Origin of the sequence: Candidatus Nanosynbacter sp. TM7-087 (assembly GCF_022828365.1) — a bacterium.
GTDB lineage: Bacteria > Patescibacteriota > Saccharimonadia > Saccharimonadales > Saccharimonadaceae > Nanosynbacter.
Map to the genome: position 1 here is coordinate 209,379 of NZ_JAJQJU010000001.1, position 20,662 is coordinate 230,040.

A 20,662-nucleotide genomic window follows, 5' to 3' on the forward strand; every position below is an offset into this window, starting at 1 on the left:
TAAATTATCTCACCTCTGAAAGAAGTTTGCAACTTAGCTTAAGCGGCTTCTTCAAAAACGTATGTGGCTTTAGCGACGCGTTTGAATTGTGGCTTTGACTGAAGGTTTAATAGAATAGTAGTTTCCTTGACTTGTCGTTTGTCGAGGACTTGACGAACGATTTCATCACGGTGAAGCGGAGTTTCGGAATTCTTCAAAATATCGGTAATGATATCCGCTACAGTTCCGCGGCTGTAGCCCCAGCTGGCAAGCGCGTAAATGCCGCGACCGATTAGAACAAAGCGCTTGTCTTTAATAAGTTCATTGTGAATTGCCTGCGTCGTGACGCTTCGGCGGTTAAATTCGCTGTCCCGAATTCCCTTGGCGATATCGGAAAAATGCATCGGCGAGCCGTTGGTGTCCAAAACAACGTAGATTTTATCGCGGATGTTCTTTGGGTTAACGGCCGGCCATTTGGCTAGTCCCCACTGATCGTTTAAGCTGGCCAATTTTTTACTAACGGTAGCCAAGGCCGCAATGTTTGAAGGATGTTCATAGTCTAATTTTTTGTGCAATTCTTCCGCAGTAACGGGCTCGCCGTGCTTTTTGATGGTTTTTACAACTTCTTCGACTCGTGCTCTAATTTGCTTTTCGTTGCCGAGGGTGTCAATTGCTGCCGCTTGGTAATAATCGTCATTCTCTGTAACAATCGTGATATTTTCTGCTAGCTCAGAAATAAACGCCACGCGAGCGCGGTCAATTGCAGTAGCTTCTTTACCGAGGAAATGCGACGCCAAATCTTGCATACGCGCAACTCGTCCCATCTCAGACAAACTCGAAGTGATTTCTTTTTCCATAGCAATAACCGAAGGAAGTTCTCCCTCGGCGACAGCTGCACGTAGACGCGTTAAGATTGCTTTTTCTAGCTGACGAACGCGCTCGCGAGTAATGCCGAACATATCGCCAATTAACTCTAACGTTTCTTTTCGGTCGTACAAACCAAATCGTCGAGAAATAATTTCCTTTTCGCGCTCTTGCGGAATCTTAGAAATAATAGTATCGACGACAGAATTTAATTTGGCGCTTTGCTCGGTTTTTGCTGTCTCGCTCATGTTGCTAGAAACATCCTCTCTGCCTCACCACAGGTTATATTGATTGAAAATATATTTTTAATTATACAATTGCATTTGACAAAAGTCAATAGGTAAATGCCATAATTGCTGATATAAATTATAGCATTTATTTTACGTTTTTTGCAATAGATTATATGAAGAGTTTTTATTATCCGGAATTATTGGATAGTATGAAAACGCTATTTCTTTTTAGTGGATGTTTTGGTGGCTTTTTTAACTACGCGTTTGCGAGTTGGTTTCGCTGTTGTAGTGCTTAATAGCTCCAGAGCTTTTTCGTGAGTAATAGTTTTCGGATCTGTGGCTTTAGGGATTTTAACGTTTTTGGCGCCGTTGGTAATATACGGACCGAATCGACCATTGAGAACCTTAATTCCATCTGGAAATTCGGCAATATTCTTAGCGGCTTCGGCTTCTAATTTGGCGGCGTAAAGTTCACGCGCCTTTTCTAAAGTAATGCTGTGAGGATCTTCTGGCTTAATGGAAACGAACAATTTGCCGACTTGAATATACGGACCGAATCGTCCAATATTCGCCTTAATATCTTGCCCGTCCTCTGTTTGTCCGACGATGCGTGGCAACTTGAACATTTCCAATGCTTGCTCTAAGGTTACCGTTTCAATCTTCGCACCTTTTGGAAGCGGCGCAAAACGCGGCTTATCTTCATCTTCAGTTTCGCCAAGCTGTAACATTGGACCAAACCGCCCAAATCGCGCAATAATCGGCTTATTCGTCTTCGGGTCAATTCCCACTTCGCGATTAGCGCCGACTTTACTTCGGTCGATCCCGCCAGATTGCTCGATTAATTTATGGAAAGGCGTGTAAAATCCGTGCAACATTGCGCTTTTTTCCAGATTGGCACCGGCAATTTTGTCAAATTCCGTTTCGACGTTGGCGGTGAAATCGTAATCAACAATTTGCGTAAAATGGTCCGTCAGGAAATCGGCAATCAGTTCGCCGCTTGGCGTTGGAATAAGCTTGCCGCGTGTCGAGCCAGTTTTTTCCTGGACAATACTTCGACTGACTTCCTCGCCGTTATAGTTCAGGACAATCACATCTCGCGGCTGACCTTCGCTGTCACCCTTTTCAACGTAGCCGCGAGTCTGCACGGTGTCAATAATTGTGGCATATGTGGATGGACGTCCGATTCCAAGCTCCTCCAGTTTCTTGACTAGCGAACCTTCGGTGTAGCGAGCTGGTGGTCTGGTGAATGTTTGACGAGCCGTAATGTCGTGAGAATTGACTTCATCTCCAGACTGTAACTTCGGTAGAAGCTCATCTTTATTGCCGCCGTAAACGCGCAAAAATCCGTCAAACGTAATGACTTCACCCTTTGCTTCAAATTGAGCTGGCTTTTTACTTTTGGGCAATTCATCGCCTTTGATGTCAATTGTAATAGTTGTCTTTTCTAGCTTCGCTGGTGACATTTGCGACGCTAAAGTTCGGCGTCGAATCAGGTCATATAATTTCTGGTCATAGCTATTATTAGACGCGGTTTCCAGAGTGATATCCGTCGGGCGAATGGCTTCGTGGGCTTCTTGGGCGGATGCGGATTTGGTCTTAAACTTGCGAACCGTTGAGTAATCTGGACCGTAAAGACGCTTGATGAAATCGGTAGCCGCCGCGATGGCTTGACCGCTCAAATTCACTGAATCGGTACGCATATAGGTGATCTTTCCGTCTTGGTATAATTTTTGCGCCGAAGCCATGGTTGCTTTGGAGCTGAAGCCAAGTTTAGAGTTGGCTTCCTGCTGTAAGGTTGACGTGGTAAATGGTGCCGCTGGATTTCTGGTCCCAGGAGTTTTTGAGATATCGCTAACAATAAATTCGGCGGGTTTCAGACTATTTAAGAACTCGTTCGCCGCTTCTTCTGTATCGAATTTTTGATTAAGTTCGGCCTTGAATTCTTGATTGTCGTGAATAAAAACGGCAGTAACTTTGAACTGAGAATTGCCCTCAAACTTCATAATTTCTCGTTCGCGCTCGACCAGTAATCGCACTGCTGGACTCTGAACGCGACCAGCCGACTTGCCGCCCGGAACTTTCTGCCAGACGACTGGGCTGAGCTCAAAACCAACCAGTCGGTCAAGAATCTGCCTGGCTTGTTGCGCCTGAACCAAATTCATATCCACGGTTCGCGGATTCTTAATTGCATTGGTTATGGCATCTTTGGTAATCTCATGAAAAACAATTCGCTTGGTTGTTTCGATTGGAAGATCCAGTACCTTACACAAATGCCAAGCAATGGCCTCTCCTTCGCGGTCTTCATCGGTTGCGAGCCAGACGTTCTCCTTGCCGACTGCCTTGACATTTCTCTTTAGTTCGGTGATAACTTTCTTTTTTTCAGGATCAACTTCATAGATTGCGAAAAAATCGTTAGCCACGTCAATCGGAGGTGTTCCGTCTTTGGTTTTTTTAACAATCGAGCGAATGTGCCCCACGCTGGACAAGACGTGAAAATCCTTGCCGAGATATTTCTCGATGGTTTTAGCTTTGGCTGGTGACTCGACGATAACGAGATTTTTCATAACTTTATATTATAACAAATCACTATCTGGCTACAACCGCAAAGTGAATTATTATGAGCGACCACTGAGGCGACGGAGCATCGCCATTGACCCGAGGCTGCGATTAACATCTGCTATTTGGTGCGGCTCTTCTGGATCTTCTTTTTCCGCGTTACCGTTAATTGCTCGCTTTATGTAGGTGTATGTTGCGTGCGTAGCGAACGGAAGTGAAGCGGCGAATGCTCCAGCTCCTAGTTTGCGTAGAAGCTTGGCGGGCTTTGGATTGTCGGTTCGTTTGTCGGCTAATTCGGCGGCGGCATAAGCGACTAAGGCTGCCGTTTCCATAGCTAGCCCCACTTTCCCCGATTTAGTTGGTCGAGTTTCGGCTTTCTCATCGCTGCGCAAATTAGCAATTCCTGTAGCTGCAGCGTTTATCGAGTTTAGTAGCGCAACAATGCCAAGGACACGCTTTGGAGCCAACCCTTTTTTATTCATTTCATAGAGGATTTTTGCCATAACTATTTTGTCTGTTATGGCATCTAAGGCTGCTCCAAAATTGCTAGTCTGTCCCGTCATGCGTGCTACTTTGCCATCCAGAACGTCAGCTAATCGCCCGACCGCGCATTCCGCCAACCCTTCAGCTGTATCGATTTTCTCAGATCCGTGTATCGCCAAAGCGGCGCCAGTCACGCTTATCAAATTAGGGATGGTAAAAACGTCTTTGGCGATTTTACGGGCGGTAGGAGATGCTTCTCGGGCTTTTTTCATAGTCAGCATAATAACATCAATTTGTCAAAATAGCAATATTATCGTAACGTCCAGTTGTTCGCCCCGAGAGGCTTAATCACTCCGTTGATTTCTAGCATTGTGAGCGCCGTGGCGAAGTCTGACGCGGATAATCCTGATTTTTGTTGGATTTCGTCGCCGTCGCGCAGCCCTTCTGAGATGAGTTTTATGATGATGCCTTCTTCAATTGTTGCGCTGGCTGCTAATTCTTGACCGTTGTCTTTTTGCAATTTTTCTGGCGCGATAATTGATAAAACATCGTCGGCGTCTGTCACCAGATACGCCCCTTGTTTTAATAAAGTATTACAACCCGCCGACAGTGGGCTGGTTATGTTTCCGGGAACTACAAACAAATCTCTTCCCTGATTCAGTGCGTGCGAGGCGGTGTTTAGTGTGCCGCTTCGCTCGGCGGCTTCGGTGATAATAATTCCGTCAGCTAGCCCACTAACTAAACGATTGCGCTCCAAAAAACTCCAACGATTGACTATTTTATTATCTCCCTTCATCCATTCTGAAACGACCGCACCGCCCCGCTCTATGATGCTCATGGCTAGTTGATAATTAGTCCGCGGCGAAATATCAGGAAGCTCGTTTGGGACGACCGCCACGACCGTTCCGCCAGCTTCAATCGCAGCTTTTTGGGCAATGCAATCCACGCCTAGCGCCAGTCCACTCACAATTACACATCCGGCTTTTGCCAGATCTGTTGCTAATCGCTCGGTCACTTCTTTTCCGTAGGCAGACGGCTTACGGGACCCGACGATTGATACGACTGGCGCCTCTGTTTCCGGCAACTTTCCCATATAACATAAGCTTTTTGGTGGATTGGCAATATGCGCTAATCTCTGGGAGAAAATATGCTCATCTGGTGTAATTCTATTGATTTCCATAAAAAATGTGGTAAAAAGTATTGACACTTTGTCAAATGTTTGCTATAATCAAGGACGATTGGTTAAGTAATCATTAACCAAACGCACCTTATACCCCCTATTCTAACTATATGTTAGGTTGCGCGCAATGGCATTAAGTATTCTTACCCTCCACTTTTTGCGGTTCAACGTTACGCGCATACTAACCCCTTTAACTGCCCTTTTTCAAAGGCGACCTCTGTTAATGTGAGTACAAAATTGTATTGATAGTCATCAGGCGCGGACTTTTGGAGTTTTAGTCGCGACGCTTCACTGATACGGTAGCTCGGGTGGGTTGAAGGGTAAAAAAGCGTCAGGTGATGCCCACCCTTACCTGGCGCTTTTTTGTTGGGAAAAATTATTTATTTTCTATAATATGTCGGCACTTTTCGCAAATACCTTCCAGCTCAAAGTGGTGTTTTGTGACTATGAAATTATGTTTTTTACTAATGAGATCTATGAGTTTTTCGAGTTCTTGCGATTGTATGGGTTCGGCATTTTGGCAATTGATGCAGTATAGATGGTGATGATGCGGTATAAACGGTTCCGCTAACTCGTAATAATTCTTCCAGCCAATAGTTATGGTGTTTATAATATTCAGATTATCGAACATTAGTAGCGTGCGGTAAATGCTGGCACGGTTAATATTTTTGCAGTTTTTCGCAATATCGCCGACCGTAAGAGGCACATCTGAATTTCGCAGGATATCAAATACTTGCTGGCGAGGTTTTGTCAGGCGAAGATTGTGGCGTTCAAATATTTTATTTAGCATAGTACTATCAATAGTTTATAACTTATTGCAACAAGTGTGCAATAGACTTACAGTCCGAGTAATTCATAAGGATATTTGGGTTGATTGATTTTTGTGATATGCGCGTCGGTTATGACGTATTCGGCTTGACTATTAACGATTTTTTGCGACAATTTACCCTTGACGATTAGCCATGTTCCATCTGGGTAGTCTGTCGAAAAGTTTTTCTCGACCAGGATTTTCATAGGCACGCTGTCAACAGCGCAGCAACTTATAACGTATCTGGCAATATTGAAGTAGTTATAGCCGTAGTTTTTTAGTAGGTCGTTTGAAACGAAGCCGGTTATGGTAATATCTTTGCCGTTAAAATAAGCGACCTCCTTGCAAGAATTTATAGCGGTTTTCCAGCGGTTTATTGAGATTGTAGAAGAGTTCTCTTTCGGCTGAGGTATTTCACAGCGACTTTCGGGCTCAATAATCGCAGGACTTTCTTTTTGCGCGAGGCTGCTTGGGGAGAGTGGTTTTGGTGGCAATATATATCCGACTGATAATATAATTATTGCAAAATAAGATATCGGGGCAATTTTTTTCAAGCCAATTCTAGATTTATCTTTTGCGGGTTTATTTTTCAATTGCAACATTATATCAATAAACAAAAGTATAACGCCGATTACACTAATTATGACCGCGAATGCGTGATAGCGCGGATGTACGTAAAATCCGAGTTGATCGCGCCAAGCTAATAGCAAAATATATGCGCAAACGACAATTCCGCCAATTGATCTTGCAAGATTAGCGTACATATAAATTAACCCCCAGCCCGACAATTAGTGACAAGATGAATACAGTTAAGGTAATTGTTGCAATAAATTTCCAGCGAAAAGTTGTTTTTAATAGCGTAATCATTTTAATGTCTATCATCGGTCCGAATAGCAAGAAAGATAAAATTGAGCCTGTTGTGAAATTTCGCACGTAAGCCAGTGCGAAGAATGCGTCGATGTTGGAGCATATCGAGATGATGAAACTTAGTGTGATCATGGATATGACTGATAGGAAAATGTCGCCGCCGACGGCGTTTATGATGAATCGCGGAACGAAGATTTGCGTGGCGGCTGCGATGCTAGCGCCTAAGACTAACATAGTAAATAATTGCCAGAATTCATTACGTGATGAGATGAATAGGTTTGACAATTTTGAACCGTGATTATGGGATTGGCAAAGTTTTTCAAATTCTGGATTGACAATGGAATCTTCCTTAAAAAAGCTGACTATAAAAGCGGTTATCTGTACGATAATTAGCGCAAAAATAATTCGCCACCAAACCATTCGGGCGTCAAAGCTGAAGGCGGTCATGGTTGAAATTATGGTTATCGGGTTTATGATTGGTGCGGCGAAAAGAAAGCTAATAACGTCGGCAGGTTTTAATCCGTTTGTCATTAAGCTGCGTGCAATTGGCACGTTACCACATTCGCATACAGGTAAAATTAGCCCAATCATAGAGAGCGCAATTCGTCGAAGGAAGGTGTTTTTTGGCAACATTTTGAAGACATCTTTTGATGATAAAAAGTATCTGATAAGCGCGGATATGATAATTCCTAAAATTAAGAATGGGACCGCCTCGACAATTACGCTTAGCGTCAGCGTGATGAAATCTTGTAATGACGGAAGTAATTTATTGCACCATTCTGCAAATTCTCCGTTTAATAACATGACGCCGAATCGTGAGCTGAATTGATAAATAGAAATTATAAGGACGCCAAAAAACACCCAACCGATCAATTCGCTGTTGGCTGATAAAAACTTTTTTATGCGACCATCTGGCGATTTTTGTGCCATATATAAAATTATACTCCATGCTTATGCTATACTAAATCAATATGAAACATCTTTTACATTCACATCATCCGTTTCGGATTTTCTGGTTTTCAGTCCTATTAACCTTAGGTTTGGGCAGTTTGATTTTTAGTCATATGGGCGTTAGCGGTCTTTGGCTATTTACTATTTTGGTGGTTTTGGAAGTTACGTTTAGCTTCGACAACGCGGTGATAAATAGCAAGGTTTTGGCGGGAATGAGCCAAGTTTGGCAGAAAGTCTTCCTGACGGCTGGCATATTTGTGGCGGTGTTTGTCGTTCGATTTATATTGCCAATTGCTATTGTGATGATTGCGAGCGGTCATGGATTTATGGATGTTGTCAATCTGGCGCTTCATAAACCTGTTGAGTACGGCAAGATCCTGCACGAGGCGTCGCCGATGATTGATGCGTTTGGCGGTGCGTTTTTGATTATGATTGGGCTTAGCTATTTCATCGATTATAACAAGCGTGTTCACTGGATGCGACATGTTGAGCCGATTTTGGCAAAGGCTGGGCGATTTGAGAATTTTAAGGTGTGCATAATGCTTAGCGTGGCGGCTGTTTTGTATTTTACGGTCGAAGCGCCGCATAAATCTTTGGTGTTGATTTCAGCGGTTCTTGGAATTGTGCTGCATATTGGGCTGGAACTATTTGGGTCATTTTTCCACGAAGATGACGCAAAATCCGTTAAGATTAAAACTGGTTGGGCGGCGTTTGCTAGCTTGTTGTATTTGGAAATTCTTGATGCTAGCTTTAGTTTTGATGGCGTGATTGGTGCGTTTGCTATTACCAACAGCGTACTACTAATCGTGGCTGGACTGGGTGCTGGAGCGATTTGGGTTCGATCACTAACCGTATATTTGTTGCGAACAGGCGCGCTTAGCAAATATAAATATCTGGAAAATGGCGCTCACTGGGCAATTATGGCGCTCGGCGTGATGATGATTGCCAAATTATTCCACTTGGAATTGCCGGAATGGGCGACGGGTGGCTTGGGCTTATTGTTCGTGAGTTTGGCGGTCGGCAGCAGCATATTGGAAGCCCGATCGATCAATCTGCAAGAAGCCGCGGCTACAAAATTACATCAAGCCGAAGAGCAATTGAAGAACGGCGCTTCAAAAATTGTGCCGCGAAAACGACGCTAGAATCTGGTTTAATATTTTATACTGAACGGCTCGATAGTTCCGTTAATAAATTTCTCGACCAAGTTAATTGATTCGGGCAATATCCAGCTTTGGAGAATTTTCTGCTCGTCTGAATTGAACTTGCCTAGGACAAAATCTACGTCACCGACTTGACGTCTGAGCAAATTGTCTGTGCCAATACGAATATGCCAAAAATCTGATCCGACGTGAGAGTGGAGCGACTTTAATCCATTACTGCCCGCGTCTCGTCCGCCTTTGCGGGTTCGAATTTTACCAAAATCCAGCGCCGTGTCGTCGTGAATAATTAGTAAATCGTCCAATGTCAATTTGTAAAAATCTAAGATTGCTCGAGCGGAAATTCCAACCTCGTTGTAAAAAGTAGTTGGCTTAACTAGCAGGATTTTTTCTCCAGAAATGTTTGTTTCTGCAATATCTGCGGAAAATTTTGGCTTATTGCAAAAAACTGCATTATTCTCTAACGCAAATTTATCAATAGCCAAAAACCCAGCATTATGCCTCGTGTTGGTATATTTTTCGCCTGGATTTCCCAATGCTAAGAGGACTTTCATAGACTTAGTATATCACCTTGTGAAAATGACGTATAATAAGCATATGGCAAAACGTGACGATGATTTGGAATTTAGCATTAATGCGCCGTTTGATGATGGGCGAGCGGTTATCGATAAAGTTCCGTTGTATTTGGTGAATGGCTCGTTGGGCGCTGGAAAAACTAGTGTTCTTGAGTTCTTATTGCAACAAAGTGATTATAAGGGTTCTCGGGTGATTGAGAATGAATATGCTAATGAAAACGTTGACGGTTATCGATTGGAAAAGCTGGCGGATATTGTGACGACTTTGGCTGGCGATTGTGTCTGCTGTTCGTCGAAGCACGCATTGACACGAATGTTACTTGACTTTTGTCGCAATTCCCCCACCCCAGTGTTTATCGAAGCTACTGGTGTGGCGCGAACGATGAATTTGGTTGAGAAGTTGATTAATGCACAAATATTCAATAAGTATGAGTTGGCGCAGAGTTTTTATGTTATTGACGCACATGAGATTTTACATGGAATTGAGCCGGCGCATGAAATTGAGTTGCAAGCGGCGGATATGATTTTAGTGACCAAAGAAGATTTGCTAGGTGACGACGAGCGACTGCAATATGAATCCAAGCTGAACTCCCTGCCTTACGGAAAAATACTGAGCGCGCCACGAGGTAAATTTGATATCAATAAAATGACGACGCCGTCGGGACTACTAACGTTTTTCGATACGTACGATGGCGAATTGGCGGTGCCGGATAATCCGACATATGCGGTGCTGGATGTTTCTGGTATGAAAATTGCTGCGGCGACTCTGGAAAAAATTTGGCCGGAACTTTTTGATGCTTATAAACTCAGGCGAATGAAGGGTTGTTTTATTGATGATAATGGTGCGCGGCATCATTTGGAGGCGACGGAAAATCAGATTCAAATAGCTAATTCTGCGGCGGAAGAGCCAGCAAAAATTGTGCTAATTGGTGAACGTGCGGACGAAATTACGCGTGAAGTTTTGTCGGCGCAATTGATGATGTTTGAATAAAAGTTCGCTTTCGTCGTTTCCGACTCATCAGCATAGATACACATCTATGGAGCGAACATGACAAGCAGAGACTTTGACAGAGGTTCGCAGGAGACTACAGCAGCTTGGCAATATCGATCGCCAATACAACAGCAATGAGACTGAGGGCTATGGCATTATACAATGCATGCACCGTCGTAGCTGCCGCCGTAGCTATAATCTGGCTACGGTATTTGCGGTAGCACCACAAATACACCAGCAAAAAGCCGAAGCCAGTCACGGATAGAGCTATCCCTGCTGCGAAACTGTACCAGATATTTGCGATGTGCAGGATTCCAAAACACACGCTGGCGCGCACCCATTCGCGCCAGCTCCACTTCTCGCTTCCAGAGCGGAAAGCTTGCTCTTCCCATAATGCTAAGAGTAATATGATATTATACGCCTCGCATCTGGTAGCTTTGGTTTTGTGAAGGAGCCTCTGTGATGGTGTGTAGTTCGTGAAGCTTCCCATGAGGAAAACTCCTGCCATACCAACAATCCAGGCAGCCCCTGTTGCCCACCCCGCGGGGAGGAACGTCTCAAGACCGCGAGTTAGAAGACCAACTACGGACTGATTCAGTCCAGGGACGAATAGGAGCATCTTTATCGTGGCGATTGTCATGATAATTAGCCCTACTGCAAGAATACTGAACTTTCGTCTGCTGAAGTATCCAGCATTCTCAATCTCAGTGACGAGTCTGGGCCAGACAAATACTGGTTTAGGATCTTGTGGCATACCCTTCTTGAAGAGCCAAGCCATAACCCCTTTTTGGGGGCGATGCACCATTATAAGATCCGGAGGGTACATCTATCATCACCTCTTTCAAAGTTCTACTTGTCAAAGTGCGCTTTCGGACAAGGCATAAATCTCAACTTGTCAACAAAAGCCAATGTTATTTATATCACGCAATAGTGTTTAAGTCAAGAGAGATTGGCGTAAAAATAGGATCAAGCGAGCTTTTCGGCGTTCTTGGCCTGCTTGTAGGCTTTCGTGACTGGCGCCAGGCCGCGGGCGACGCGTTCGCGATTAGCCTTTAACTGCTTTTCGTCGCGGAAAGACATTTTAATCGGAGTTCCCGCAAAATTGAAAGCTTCACGTAAAGTTCGCTCCAGATAACGTTTATAGCTCCAGTGGACAAATTTCAGATTGCTACCGTAAATAACGAACCACGGCGGAGCAACGTCCGTCTGGACAATGTAGCGCAGCTTCGGGTGCGAATTTTTCAGACCAGCTGGCGGATGTGCGGCGATGGCTTTCTGTAAAATGTCGTTTAAGGCGCGAGTTTTACATTCTTGGCGACGACGCTTATAAATATCGACTGCCAGATCGAATAACTTAGTGACATTCTGTCCAGTAACAGAAGAGGTGAATATTAACGGCGCGTACGGCGTGAACTTGAAGTTATAGCTGATTTGTGGTGCGATTTCATCGTGTGTGTAAGCGTCTTTCCCCTCGACAGAGTCCCATTTGCTGACGACCAGAACAAGCCCTTTGCCCGCCTCGTCAATAATTCCAGCTAGGCGCTGATCCAATTGAACGTTAAGCTCATTGACGTCCATAAGAAGCAGACAAACGTCGGCTTCGTTGATGGCTTGCATTGTGCGAAGAACTGAGAACTTCTCAATTCCAGTTTCTTGCTTTCCTTGGCGGCGAATTCCAGCGGTGTCGAGCAGCTCAATCGTCTGTCCGTGATAACGAACTTGAACGCGGTTTACGTCGCGAGTTGTGCCGGCGACGTTGGCGACAATGGCTTGCTGCTTGCCTGCTAAAGTATTGAATAGATTACTCTTTCCGACGTTCGGGCGGCCGATTAGTGCAACGCGAATGATGTCGTCAGGTGCGGTTTCGGTGGCTGGCGGAATAAGTTCGGCGATGCTGTCAAGAAGCTCCGAAATGCCAATGCTGTGCTCGGCGGAAGTTTTTATGATGTTTTTAATGCCGAGTCGTTTGAATTCGTCGATAGAAAGAGAGCCTTTTAAGTCTGCTTTATTGGCGATTAAAATGACTGGCTTGCCGCTTTTTAGGGCTTTTTTGGCCAATTGTCGATCAGCGTCAGAAGGATAAACAGTGGAGTCGACTGTTACGAGGATTACATCAGCGGCGGCGGAGGCGTCAGCGATTTGGTCCTGAATAGTTGCTTCAAATTCGTCTTCGGCGGTTTTAAGTCCAGCTGTGTCGATGAGCCAAAATTGTGAATAGTCATCTGACGGTGTAGAATCTACGTTGCGTCGTTTGTATGAAACTTTACCAACAACGTTGTCGCGAGTTGTTCCAGCTTCTCTGGCGACGATGGCCGTGCGAGAGCGCGTCAAGCGATTAAATAGCGAGCTTTTGCCGACGTTGGCTTGCCCGATGATGGCGACTGTTGGTAATTTAGACATGATTATATATTATAGCAGTTTTCGGGCATTTTGGCTATTGCACTGTTTACGTAAGCCTCGCATGGATGAATTATTTTTAGGAAATCCGTAAAATAGTGCGGGTTATCTTCTATTGTGAACTTCTCAGGCTCGGCTACGACGAGTGTACATTCTCTGCTGTCGCTATTATATTCTCTGGCGTAATCGTGAATGTAGGCTCTTGGAGATTCTTCGTTAATTGGATTTTGGTAAAGTGTTATGTAGCAATTTTCTTCGGGGTTATTTATGCAGTAGTAAGCGTTATTGTCGTCATCTTTGAACGCTACGGATATGGGATATTCAAATTTCGTAGTATGTTTCTCAACCTCTTTAATAAGTTCGATGTAAGCGTAGATCTGGTTTTCTAGGAATTTTGGTAAAATGTCGGACTTATCTTTTTCGTAGAACAGTTTTTCTATGGTATCCGATCTTTCTTCCTTAAGGTTACTTATGACTGCTCTTAATTTTTCTGAGGGCAAAGGTTCAGATTCGCACCCTAACGTTTCCATTCTGTAATTACACTTTCTATCAAATTTAGCATAAAAGCTATATTACAATATTTACCGTAAAATGTAAAGATCCCCGGAGTAAATTATGAATTCGTGAATTTCTCTTCTCGCCATTCGCCTCTATTGAGGTCGCCGAGCGAATAATTGCCGAAGTTTGTTCTGTGGAGTTTTTTAACAGTGTAGCCTAACGCATCGAAAGTTCGCCGAATTTGACGATTCCTTCCCTCACTCATTTCCACTGTCCAGCGATAATCATCGCCTTCGTGTTGTCTTTCTAGCGTCAATTGACTGCGTCCGTCAGGAAGCTGCACGCCAAAATCGTTAATCATTTGGCGATGTAGAGGTTGCAATGGCTGGTCGATTGTAACGAGATATCGCTTAATTTTATAAAATGACGGATGTGTCATGCTGTGAGCAAAATCGCCGTCATTCGTCATGAGAATCAGCCCGGAGCTGTCTTTATCCAGGCGACCAACAGGTTTTAAGTGGTGAAGGTTTTTTGGTAGCAATTTGTAGATTGTCGGAACGCCGCCCTGAGAGGCGCGCGAACAAAGATATCCAGTTGGCTTGTGTAGGATAATGAGCTGTTTGGATTGTAATTCTAGCAATTTGCCGTTATAGGAAATTTTATTTGCGTCAGAAATCTGTTGACCCAATCTGGCGGGCTGACCGTCAATAGTAATCTTCCCTTTTTCTATCAATTCGTCAGCCTTCCGCCTGGAAACGCCCAAACACAGCGCCACGAATTTGTTGAGGCGCCAAGATTCTTGCTTTGTGTCTGAGTTTGTCATTGTTGCGGATTTATCGGTGGGAATTGTGGTGACTGAGTTTCTGACGATTGATGTGGAATGATTTGCTCTTGAGATTGTGCTTGGACGGGAGGCATTGAGTTAACCTGTTCAATAGGATTTGGTGCTGGCTGAGGCGTCGGAATTGGTTGCGGTGCTGGAGTATGCACTGGTTGAGGCTCTGGGGTTGGTTGAGAAATAGTCTGCGTGTTGTCTAATTCTTCTGCCATAAGTTTAGAGATGTCTACCGAATTCTGGGAATCATCAGCTGGTAAAGGTTGAATCACGCGATCACCAAGCCCTGAAGGTCGCGGCGCAGGCGATGAAAATGGCGCCATGGGTTGTGGTAGTGTTGCTGGCTGAGGCGTCGGAATCGGTTGCGGTACTGGAGTCTGCGCTGGTTGAGGTAGTGGTTGCGGTGCTGGAGCAAATGCTTGTTGTGGAGGTTGTTGCATAAGCGGATTTACTGCAGGAGTTGTTGGCGTTGCAACGGGGGCAGCTGGTTGCGGCGACAATGAAGAGATGTCAGGCCTAGTAACTGGCTGCGGCGCTGCTGGAGTTGGCTGAGGAGTTGGAGCGACTGGTTCATATGTGTGAGCTGGCTGTGAAACTGGCACTGGATTTGTGCCGACTCCCGGAAGGTCGCCCAGGGCTTCGTGGACTGCTCTCACGACATCCTCTATTCCTACCTGAGATTTCACCAAGTATTTATCGGCACCAAGTTGCTCACCGCGTTTTCGCTGGTCTTCTGATGATAGTGCGGTCATGATAATCACCTTAACGTCTTTTGTTTCTGTCGTCGAGCGTAAAATGTCCAACATATCAAATCCGGAAATTTTTGGCATCATCACGTCGCTTAAAATTAATCGCGGACGTTCTTTAATTGCCATGGCTAGAGCTTCTTCTCCGTCGCCCGCCGAAACGATATCGTAGCCCTCCGCCAAAAGTCGTACACCGTAAATTTCGCGTAAACTTTTGTCGTCCTCAACCAATAAAATTTTTGTCATATGTTTATACTATACTGAAGTTTTGACAAAAAATCCATAGTTCTTATGGTTATTATTCGCGACCAGGTATGGACAATTGCTGACGCTTTTTGCGCAATTCTTCCTCAATTTCAGCCAGCGTTGGCTCGGAAGAATTTCTGGCTGGCTGTGGAATTTCTGACTGGACTGCTGGAGTCGTTGGTACGGCTGGAGCTGGATTTTCTAGAGTTGCGATTGCGGCTGGATTTGAATCGACAATCTCGCTATTATTTTCAATTGCGACATCCTCCGTCTTCTCTTCTGTGGCAATTCCAATTTTTTCTGAAGCCAAAGAGTTCGGCGTTTTATCTTCGGGCTTTTTGGCTTCCGCAGATTCTAATCGCTGCTTGGCTTCCGAACTACTCATGCGAGGAATTTCCAGATAGAAAGTACTTCCCTCTTTATACTTGCTTTCAACTCGCAAGTTTCCAGACATCGCCTCGGCCAAGCGGCGGCTCAAATATAGCCCCAAGCCAGTTCCGCCAATTTCTCGCGTGTCAGAATTATCCACCCGATAAAATTTCTGGAATAAATGCGGAATATCTTCGGCGGGAATGCCAATGCCGCTATCTTTCACGCTTACAGAAATCTGTTTATCGTCGCCGGTAACATTGACGACAACTTCGCCCGATGGCGTGTACTTGATGGCATTCTCAATTAAATTACTGACGACTTCCCGAAAATGATCAGGGTCAATATTGGCATAAAAAATTGGCTGCAATGACTTCTCTTTACCTTCATCAATTATGTCTGGCATAAAGATGTAATTGAGCTGCTTTTCATCAGCTTTCGTCGCTAAACCATCAAAAATATCCTTCAAAAATTCGTTTACGTTGATGATCTTCGGGTTATTTTTCATTCGTCCGTCTTCAACTTTGCTGATATCAAGAAGATCTTGGAATAATCGTCCCAAATGCTGGGCTGACTCGTGAGCTTTGGTGATGAAATCTCGCGCCTTTTCGTCAATACGTGCGGTGGCTGGGTTTAATGCCAGACCCAAATAGCCCTCAATTGACGCAACCGGCGTGCGCATCTCGTGGCTGGCGGTGGAGATGAACTCGGCTTGCTCGCGTTCCTCGGCTTTTTCTTTGGTGATGTCGCGGAAAACTACAATAACTCCTTCGCCTTCAGTGCCGACTGGAGAGCTGACAATTGAAACTAAAATTCGCTTTTCGGAGCTGGTTAATAGGAATAATTTATCGTTATGAGTTGGTTGGTTTTTTGATAAGGACTGGACTATTGGATTTTCGAGGTCCTCTACGTCTTTTCCGTCTGAAGTAACGAGTTTTAAGACGCTTTTCCAGTTAAGTCCGAGCGCGTCACCTTGGTCCCAGCCGATGATTTGTTGGGCGGATGGATTGATTAATTCTATGTTGCCGTCTTTGGAGATCGCCAGAACGCCGTCGTCGATGGCATTAATCACTACGTCAGATTTGTTCTCAACCGCGGAAAGTCTATTCTTCAAGCTGGATGTATTGTCATCAGTTTTTTGGCGGCGAATCCATAGAACGAGGCTAAAAATTAAAGGCAAAAATCCGAAGAATAGGTAGCCGATGATGAATTGCATGTTTATTCCCTGTTGAACGCTGGTGGCTATAATCTGTAAAATAACCAAAAGTCCCATTATTCCTGAGATTATTGCGCCGAAAAATCCTGCAAAAATTGCCACGATAATCCACATAACCAGAAACGGTGAAACGACTCCGCCGCTGGTAATTATGGTGGTTGTAGCGACGGTGACGGTTAATAAATATACGAAAATTCCGATTCCAGTTTCGTGTTTTCTGGGAAGCCAAAAGCATAAGATTAGCACAATTAAGCTGCCAATTCCTGCTACGCCAGCCGCTAAGTCTGAGACAGATAATCCGATTGGCAATTGATAACCGGTCGGTATAAATCGCGCCCATGCGTATAAAAGAATGATCGTGAAACAGCTCAGTAATGCCACTTCACACAACCGTCTTAACCAAAATCTGGAAATTGCGTGAGGCTTAAAGTAAATCCCGCCCTTTTTCATAGTTTTATTATGGCGAATTTTCGGAAAAATCTCAAGTGATAAATATGACGTAGAGGTTGTATGGATGCGGAAAAGTAGACAAGCCTTCCCTTTCCGTGGTATAATCCATGGAGTTACGGCCCTATCGTCTAGCGGTTAGGACACCAGGTTCTCATCCTGGCAACCCGGGTTCGATTCCCGGTGGGGTCACCAAGAATATTCTGGCGGATTATTTCCGTCTTTTTTATTTATGATTTCTCGCCATTCATCTGCTTAACAACTTCTATCAAATTCCGCGGTGTAATGTCAGCCTTAATTAGATATCCGTCAACACGACTCATGACAGACCTACGCGAAGCTTCGTCCTGCTCAAAATTGGTCATAATCAAAATCTTACTATTCGGAACCAAATCGACATTGTTGTTTCTCAGTGCGTCTAAAATCTGGTCACCACGTTGCTCTGGTAACATCAAATCTAAGATTATCAAGTCAAAGTTCTGGTTGCGCGCAGCCACTAGCCCGTCATTTCCATCAACCACCCACGTCACGTCATATCCCGCTTTTTGCAGACTTCTGACGTACATTTCGCCAATAAATCGGTCATCTTCCACGCATAAAATTGTCTTTATCATAATTCCTCCTAGCCCTTATACATAGCGTGATTTTTTATCCAGCCGCCGCCTTTTCGTATCAATTGATTATTCAGCTGCCCGTCTTCTAACAATTTGTCTTTAACTGTAGCATAAATTGGCAAAGTGAACGAGAAAACCGAGCCTTCGTTTTCGCGGGATCGAGCAATTATCGAGCCGCCGTGAGATTCGACAAAAGCTTTGCAAATATAAAGCCCAATTCCCGTCCCAGCCACGGCTTCGCGTGATCTGTGTGATCGATAGAACTTGTGGAACAAATTGTCCACGACATTCGCCGGCATTCCAATTCCATTATCGGCGACAGACACTTCCACGAAGTCGCCTTTTTGCTCGGCGGAAACGGTTACGGACCCGCCCTCAAAACTGTATTTGATGGCATTGTCAATTAGATTACCAATCACTTCCCCGATACTTCCGTGATCAGCGGCTACTGTCGGCAGATCATCTGGAATATTGACGCTGAGCATTCTGTGTTGAGTCGAGGCGCGAAGTTGCATATCATCGGCGATCGAGGCGTAAATATTAGCGACAGTGTCTTCCAGCAGATAGACCTTCAAGTGGTGTCTATCATATCTGGCAACGTTAAGAATATTATCAATGTAGCTAGATAAGCGGTTGGACGAAACTACCAGCCTATCAAGAAGCTGCCTTTCGTCGCCCTGCAAGCGCCCAGAAAACTCTTCGTTGATAATGTCCAGATAGCCACGAATAACTGTAATCGGTCCGCGAAGCTCGTGGGCAGCGAACGAAATGAAATTAAGGTCCTCTTCTTCGGGTAAATATCCTTTAGACTTGTCGATGAGGAAAATGACAGTTTCGGCAGCAGCACCCTTCTCAAACGATACGATGATGTCAAAAATCCGCGTTTTTTGGATGACGTCAGGGTTGGTGCTAATGCGTTGCCAGCGATGTTCGGCTTTAATTTTCTCATTGGAGATTTCGTGAAGCCAATCGGAAATACTCGGTTCGTTTAGAAAATCAAGCGCCAGAAAATCCTCGCCCTTTGCGTTTCTGGAAATCGGGGCGGCGGAATTGGCGAAGATAATCTTCTGATTGGAATTAAGAATCACGACGCCAGTACTGGCCTGATTCAGGGCTTGAGTGAGCGGGATTTTTGGTTTGTCGTTGTCACTAGTTGGTTTTTGCTCTGGTTGATAATCGCCATAAATTGCCTGAAGCGCCGTCTTAAATCCAGTTTTTTCGTAGCGTTTATCGTTAGGATTTGGCGGAGTGTCGGTGGTCAGTTCGCCAATTTTATGAGAAAGTGCCGCCAGAATTTTATTAAGCGGCGCAGCAATGATTTTAACTATAGAAATTGAAAATAGGATTTGCAAGATAGCGGTAATTAAAATGATAATCCAGAAATTTAGCTGAAATATGGAAATTGCCGTGAAATGGAGTGCTATTCCCAGTCCTAATATGATGCAGGCGCTCGCTGATAATAGGACTAATATGACTTTTCGGTAATAATATTGTTTGTACTCGCGCAAGGTTTTAGATGTCGGATCTATTGCCATGAAACATTTCCCCTTCCTGGCGTGAAGGCTGCAATCCATGTTTGTCCGCGATTTAAGGCGACGTCTTTTCCGGATTCATCTGTCAATTTAAGTGGCGAATTTATGTCCGCTTTTGACCAAGTGGCGGTGGCGACTGTGCCGTTTTGGAAAATGTAAGCTTTGCCGGATCCTGTCGTTTTGACGTCTTCGTAGCCATCGTAATTTTGAGCCCGAGCTTCAACGCCAACTTCCATAGCTACGACAGTATTTGGGGCAATTTGCCCATCTTCCCTATCTGTATGTGGCGCGCCAGCCATGCTCCTGAGGTAAGAATTCGACGCCTTGTCGTAAGCGTATGAGGTGTTGTAGAGTGAGCCGCTGAGGTTTATGCTTACAGATGTGGCGTTTGGCGATTCGACGGGCTTGCCGTCTGCTCGCGCGAAGCTGGTGAATTCGGAATTGTTATAACCTTTTGCGCTGTTCAATTGGTCAAGTTTTTCTCCTGAAGTATAGACATTATGCGGCGCGTAGCGGTCGCGAGATCTCCAATACGATCCGTCGTTAAAGAACTGGTCGATGTCGCGATAATTGCCGTTTCTGACTTGAGATAAAGCGTTGGGACTTCCGCCGACGTGTGCGATTGATGCCTGATACGGCGCCGCCCAGTTCAAATAGTACAATCTTAAGCTTCGCACCGGACCGATTAGTGCAGGTTTCTCTCCCTGGTACAGAGCCAAAAACCTAGTGATTCCGCCCTCTGCCACGGCTTCATAAACCACGCCAGCCTTCTTCAGTCCTGACTGCGGTCTGGCGGCTGGACTATTTTCAATCATCACGCCAGTTACAGGCAGCTTCGCGGCGGCTTCGTTCGCGATTTCCACGCCAGTTAGCGGCGAATAAAACTTCTTCGGCGCGGGCTTTTTAGTTGGCAATTTCAGTTCCACGCTAGCGGTTTGCTCGTATTTTATGGAGTGAATTGCAATTATGAAAACTCCAGCAATAACCATCGCACTCACCACGAGTACGATTGCCAGAATATGTTTTTTTACCCATTCTTTGAACGACTCCCAGCGAGCGTTCTTTTTTTGTCCTGATTTATCTATTTTTTCAACATTCATGCTTATGCTTAGTATAGCATT

The 20,662-nt window shown here is 44.8% G+C and carries 19 protein-coding genes and 1 tRNA gene; 3 read left to right on the forward strand and 17 right to left on the reverse strand.

All coding sequences use genetic code 11. The features are described from left to right. Nucleotides 1-38: 38 nt before the first annotated feature. From LRM41_RS01090 to LRM41_RS01120, 7 genes are all read right to left on the reverse strand, one after another. Nucleotides 39-1,091: a sigma factor-like helix-turn-helix DNA-binding protein gene (locus LRM41_RS01090; RefSeq protein WP_129632578.1), complete on the reverse strand. Its 1,053-nt coding sequence runs from the start codon at nt 1,089-1,091 to the stop codon at nt 39-41. Nucleotides 1,092-1,291: 200 nt separating this feature from the next. Next, a complete protein-coding gene (topA, locus tag LRM41_RS01095; protein ID WP_243819102.1) occupies nt 1,292-3,637 on the reverse strand; it encodes a type I DNA topoisomerase in 2,346 nt (781 codons plus the stop codon). A 51-nt stretch (nt 3,638-3,688) separates the two neighbouring features. After that, nucleotides 3,689-4,384, reverse strand: coding sequence for a CDP-alcohol phosphatidyltransferase family protein (locus LRM41_RS01100; protein WP_243819103.1), 696 nt, complete (start codon nt 4,382-4,384; stop codon nt 3,689-3,691). A 38-nt stretch (nt 4,385-4,422) separates the two neighbouring features. Further along, a complete protein-coding gene (gene dprA / locus LRM41_RS01105) occupies nt 4,423-5,292 on the reverse strand; it encodes a DNA-processing protein DprA (RefSeq protein WP_243819104.1) in 870 nt (289 codons plus the stop codon). Between the two features lie 376 nt (nt 5,293-5,668). Next, complete coding sequence (locus LRM41_RS01110) at nt 5,669-6,082, reverse strand: Fur family transcriptional regulator (RefSeq protein ID WP_243819105.1); 414 nt, start codon at nt 6,080-6,082, stop codon at nt 5,669-5,671. A gap of 47 nt (nt 6,083-6,129) precedes the next feature. Then, nucleotides 6,130-6,864: a TIGR03943 family putative permease subunit gene (locus tag LRM41_RS01115; RefSeq protein WP_243819106.1), complete on the reverse strand. Its 735-nt coding sequence runs from the start codon at nt 6,862-6,864 to the stop codon at nt 6,130-6,132. Further along, entirely contained in the window at nt 6,854-7,897 is a 1,044-nt protein-coding gene (locus LRM41_RS01120; protein ID WP_243819107.1) for a permease, read from the reverse strand. The genes LRM41_RS01115 and LRM41_RS01120 overlap by 11 nt, the downstream gene beginning before the upstream one ends. Before the next feature lie 41 nt (nt 7,898-7,938). Between LRM41_RS01120 and LRM41_RS01125 the strand changes: the two genes are divergently transcribed. Further along, nucleotides 7,939-9,060 (forward strand): DUF475 domain-containing protein, encoded by a 1,122-nt coding sequence (locus tag LRM41_RS01125; RefSeq protein ID WP_243819108.1) that lies wholly within the window; start codon nt 7,939-7,941, stop codon nt 9,058-9,060. Between the two features lie 8 nt (nt 9,061-9,068). On the opposite strand, the gene pth is transcribed toward LRM41_RS01125, so the two are convergent. After that, nucleotides 9,069-9,629: an aminoacyl-tRNA hydrolase gene (gene pth, locus LRM41_RS01130; RefSeq protein ID WP_243819109.1), complete on the reverse strand. Its 561-nt coding sequence runs from the start codon at nt 9,627-9,629 to the stop codon at nt 9,069-9,071. Nucleotides 9,630-9,672: 43 nt separating this feature from the next. On the opposite strand from pth, the gene LRM41_RS01135 reads away from it, so the two are divergent. Further along, complete coding sequence (locus LRM41_RS01135) at nt 9,673-10,641, forward strand: GTP-binding protein (RefSeq protein WP_243819110.1); 969 nt, start codon at nt 9,673-9,675, stop codon at nt 10,639-10,641. 94 nt (nt 10,642-10,735) lie between these two features. Here LRM41_RS01135 and LRM41_RS01140 read toward each other — a convergent pair whose 3' ends face one another. From LRM41_RS01140 to LRM41_RS01165, 6 genes are all read right to left on the reverse strand, one after another. Then, complete coding sequence (locus tag LRM41_RS01140) at nt 10,736-11,419, reverse strand: hypothetical protein (protein ID WP_243819111.1); 684 nt, start codon at nt 11,417-11,419, stop codon at nt 10,736-10,738. A 188-nt stretch (nt 11,420-11,607) separates the two neighbouring features. After that, nucleotides 11,608-13,041 (reverse strand): ribosome biogenesis GTPase Der, encoded by a 1,434-nt coding sequence (gene der, locus LRM41_RS01145; RefSeq protein WP_243819112.1) that lies wholly within the window; start codon nt 13,039-13,041, stop codon nt 11,608-11,610. A 2-nt stretch (nt 13,042-13,043) separates the two neighbouring features. Continuing rightward, complete coding sequence (locus tag LRM41_RS01150; RefSeq protein ID WP_243819113.1) at nt 13,044-13,568, reverse strand: hypothetical protein; 525 nt, start codon at nt 13,566-13,568, stop codon at nt 13,044-13,046. A gap of 83 nt (nt 13,569-13,651) precedes the next feature. Next, nucleotides 13,652-14,359: a pseudouridine synthase gene (locus LRM41_RS01155; RefSeq protein WP_243819114.1), complete on the reverse strand. Its 708-nt coding sequence runs from the start codon at nt 14,357-14,359 to the stop codon at nt 13,652-13,654. Next, entirely contained in the window at nt 14,356-15,363 is a 1,008-nt protein-coding gene (locus LRM41_RS01160; protein ID WP_243819115.1) for a response regulator transcription factor, read from the reverse strand. Before LRM41_RS01160 ends, LRM41_RS01155 begins: the two co-directional genes overlap by 4 nt. 52 nt (nt 15,364-15,415) lie before the next feature. Further along, complete coding sequence (locus LRM41_RS01165; RefSeq protein WP_243819116.1) at nt 15,416-17,398, reverse strand: ATP-binding protein; 1,983 nt, start codon at nt 17,396-17,398, stop codon at nt 15,416-15,418. Between the two features lie 117 nt (nt 17,399-17,515). On the opposite strand from LRM41_RS01165, the gene LRM41_RS01170 reads away from it, so the two are divergent. After that, nucleotides 17,516-17,590 (forward strand) — tRNA-Glu (locus LRM41_RS01170). A gap of 35 nt (nt 17,591-17,625) precedes the next feature. Here LRM41_RS01170 and LRM41_RS01175 read toward each other — a convergent pair. The 3 genes from LRM41_RS01175 to LRM41_RS01185 are packed head-to-tail and all read right to left on the reverse strand — an operon-like array spanning nt 17,626 to nt 20,641. After that, entirely contained in the window at nt 17,626-18,009 is a 384-nt protein-coding gene (locus tag LRM41_RS01175) for a response regulator transcription factor (RefSeq protein ID WP_243819117.1), read from the reverse strand. Nucleotides 18,010-18,017: 8 nt separating this feature from the next. Next, entirely contained in the window at nt 18,018-19,544 is a 1,527-nt protein-coding gene (locus LRM41_RS01180) for a sensor histidine kinase (RefSeq protein ID WP_243819118.1), read from the reverse strand. After that, complete coding sequence (locus LRM41_RS01185; RefSeq protein ID WP_243819119.1) at nt 19,535-20,641, reverse strand: DUF3048 domain-containing protein; 1,107 nt, start codon at nt 20,639-20,641, stop codon at nt 19,535-19,537. The genes LRM41_RS01180 and LRM41_RS01185 overlap by 10 nt, the downstream gene beginning before the upstream one ends. Nucleotides 20,642-20,662 lie beyond the last annotated feature (21 nt).

Coding starts and splice junctions, on each gene's coding strand:
- LRM41_RS01090 (WP_129632578.1), bottom strand. CDS start 1,091: ATGAGCGAGACAGCAAAAACCGAGCAAAGCGCCAAATTAAATTCTGTC.
- topA (WP_243819102.1), bottom strand. CDS start 3,637: ATGAAAAATCTCGTTATCGTCGAGTCACCAGCCAAAGCTAAAACCATC.
- LRM41_RS01100 (WP_243819103.1), bottom strand. CDS start 4,384: ATGAAAAAAGCCCGAGAAGCATCTCCTACCGCCCGTAAAATCGCCAAA.
- dprA (WP_243819104.1), bottom strand. CDS start 5,292: ATGGAAATCAATAGAATTACACCAGATGAGCATATTTTCTCCCAGAGA.
- LRM41_RS01110 (WP_243819105.1), bottom strand. CDS start 6,082: ATGCTAAATAAAATATTTGAACGCCACAATCTTCGCCTGACAAAACCT.
- LRM41_RS01115 (WP_243819106.1), bottom strand. CDS start 6,864: ATGTACGCTAATCTTGCAAGATCAATTGGCGGAATTGTCGTTTGCGCA.
- LRM41_RS01120 (WP_243819107.1), bottom strand. CDS start 7,897: ATGGCACAAAAATCGCCAGATGGTCGCATAAAAAAGTTTTTATCAGCC.
- LRM41_RS01125 (WP_243819108.1), top strand. CDS start 7,939: ATGAAACATCTTTTACATTCACATCATCCGTTTCGGATTTTCTGGTTT.
- pth (WP_243819109.1), bottom strand. CDS start 9,629: ATGAAAGTCCTCTTAGCATTGGGAAATCCAGGCGAAAAATATACCAAC.
- LRM41_RS01135 (WP_243819110.1), top strand. CDS start 9,673: ATGGCAAAACGTGACGATGATTTGGAATTTAGCATTAATGCGCCGTTT.
- LRM41_RS01140 (WP_243819111.1), bottom strand. CDS start 11,419: ATGGCTTGGCTCTTCAAGAAGGGTATGCCACAAGATCCTAAACCAGTA.
- der (WP_243819112.1), bottom strand. CDS start 13,041: ATGTCTAAATTACCAACAGTCGCCATCATCGGGCAAGCCAACGTCGGC.
- LRM41_RS01150 (WP_243819113.1), bottom strand. CDS start 13,568: ATGGAAACGTTAGGGTGCGAATCTGAACCTTTGCCCTCAGAAAAATTA.
- LRM41_RS01155 (WP_243819114.1), bottom strand. CDS start 14,359: ATGACAAACTCAGACACAAAGCAAGAATCTTGGCGCCTCAACAAATTC.
- LRM41_RS01160 (WP_243819115.1), bottom strand. CDS start 15,363: ATGACAAAAATTTTATTGGTTGAGGACGACAAAAGTTTACGCGAAATT.
- LRM41_RS01165 (WP_243819116.1), bottom strand. CDS start 17,398: ATGAAAAAGGGCGGGATTTACTTTAAGCCTCACGCAATTTCCAGATTT.
- LRM41_RS01175 (WP_243819117.1), bottom strand. CDS start 18,009: ATGATAAAGACAATTTTATGCGTGGAAGATGACCGATTTATTGGCGAA.
- LRM41_RS01180 (WP_243819118.1), bottom strand. CDS start 19,544: ATGGCAATAGATCCGACATCTAAAACCTTGCGCGAGTACAAACAATAT.
- LRM41_RS01185 (WP_243819119.1), bottom strand. CDS start 20,641: ATGAATGTTGAAAAAATAGATAAATCAGGACAAAAAAAGAACGCTCGC.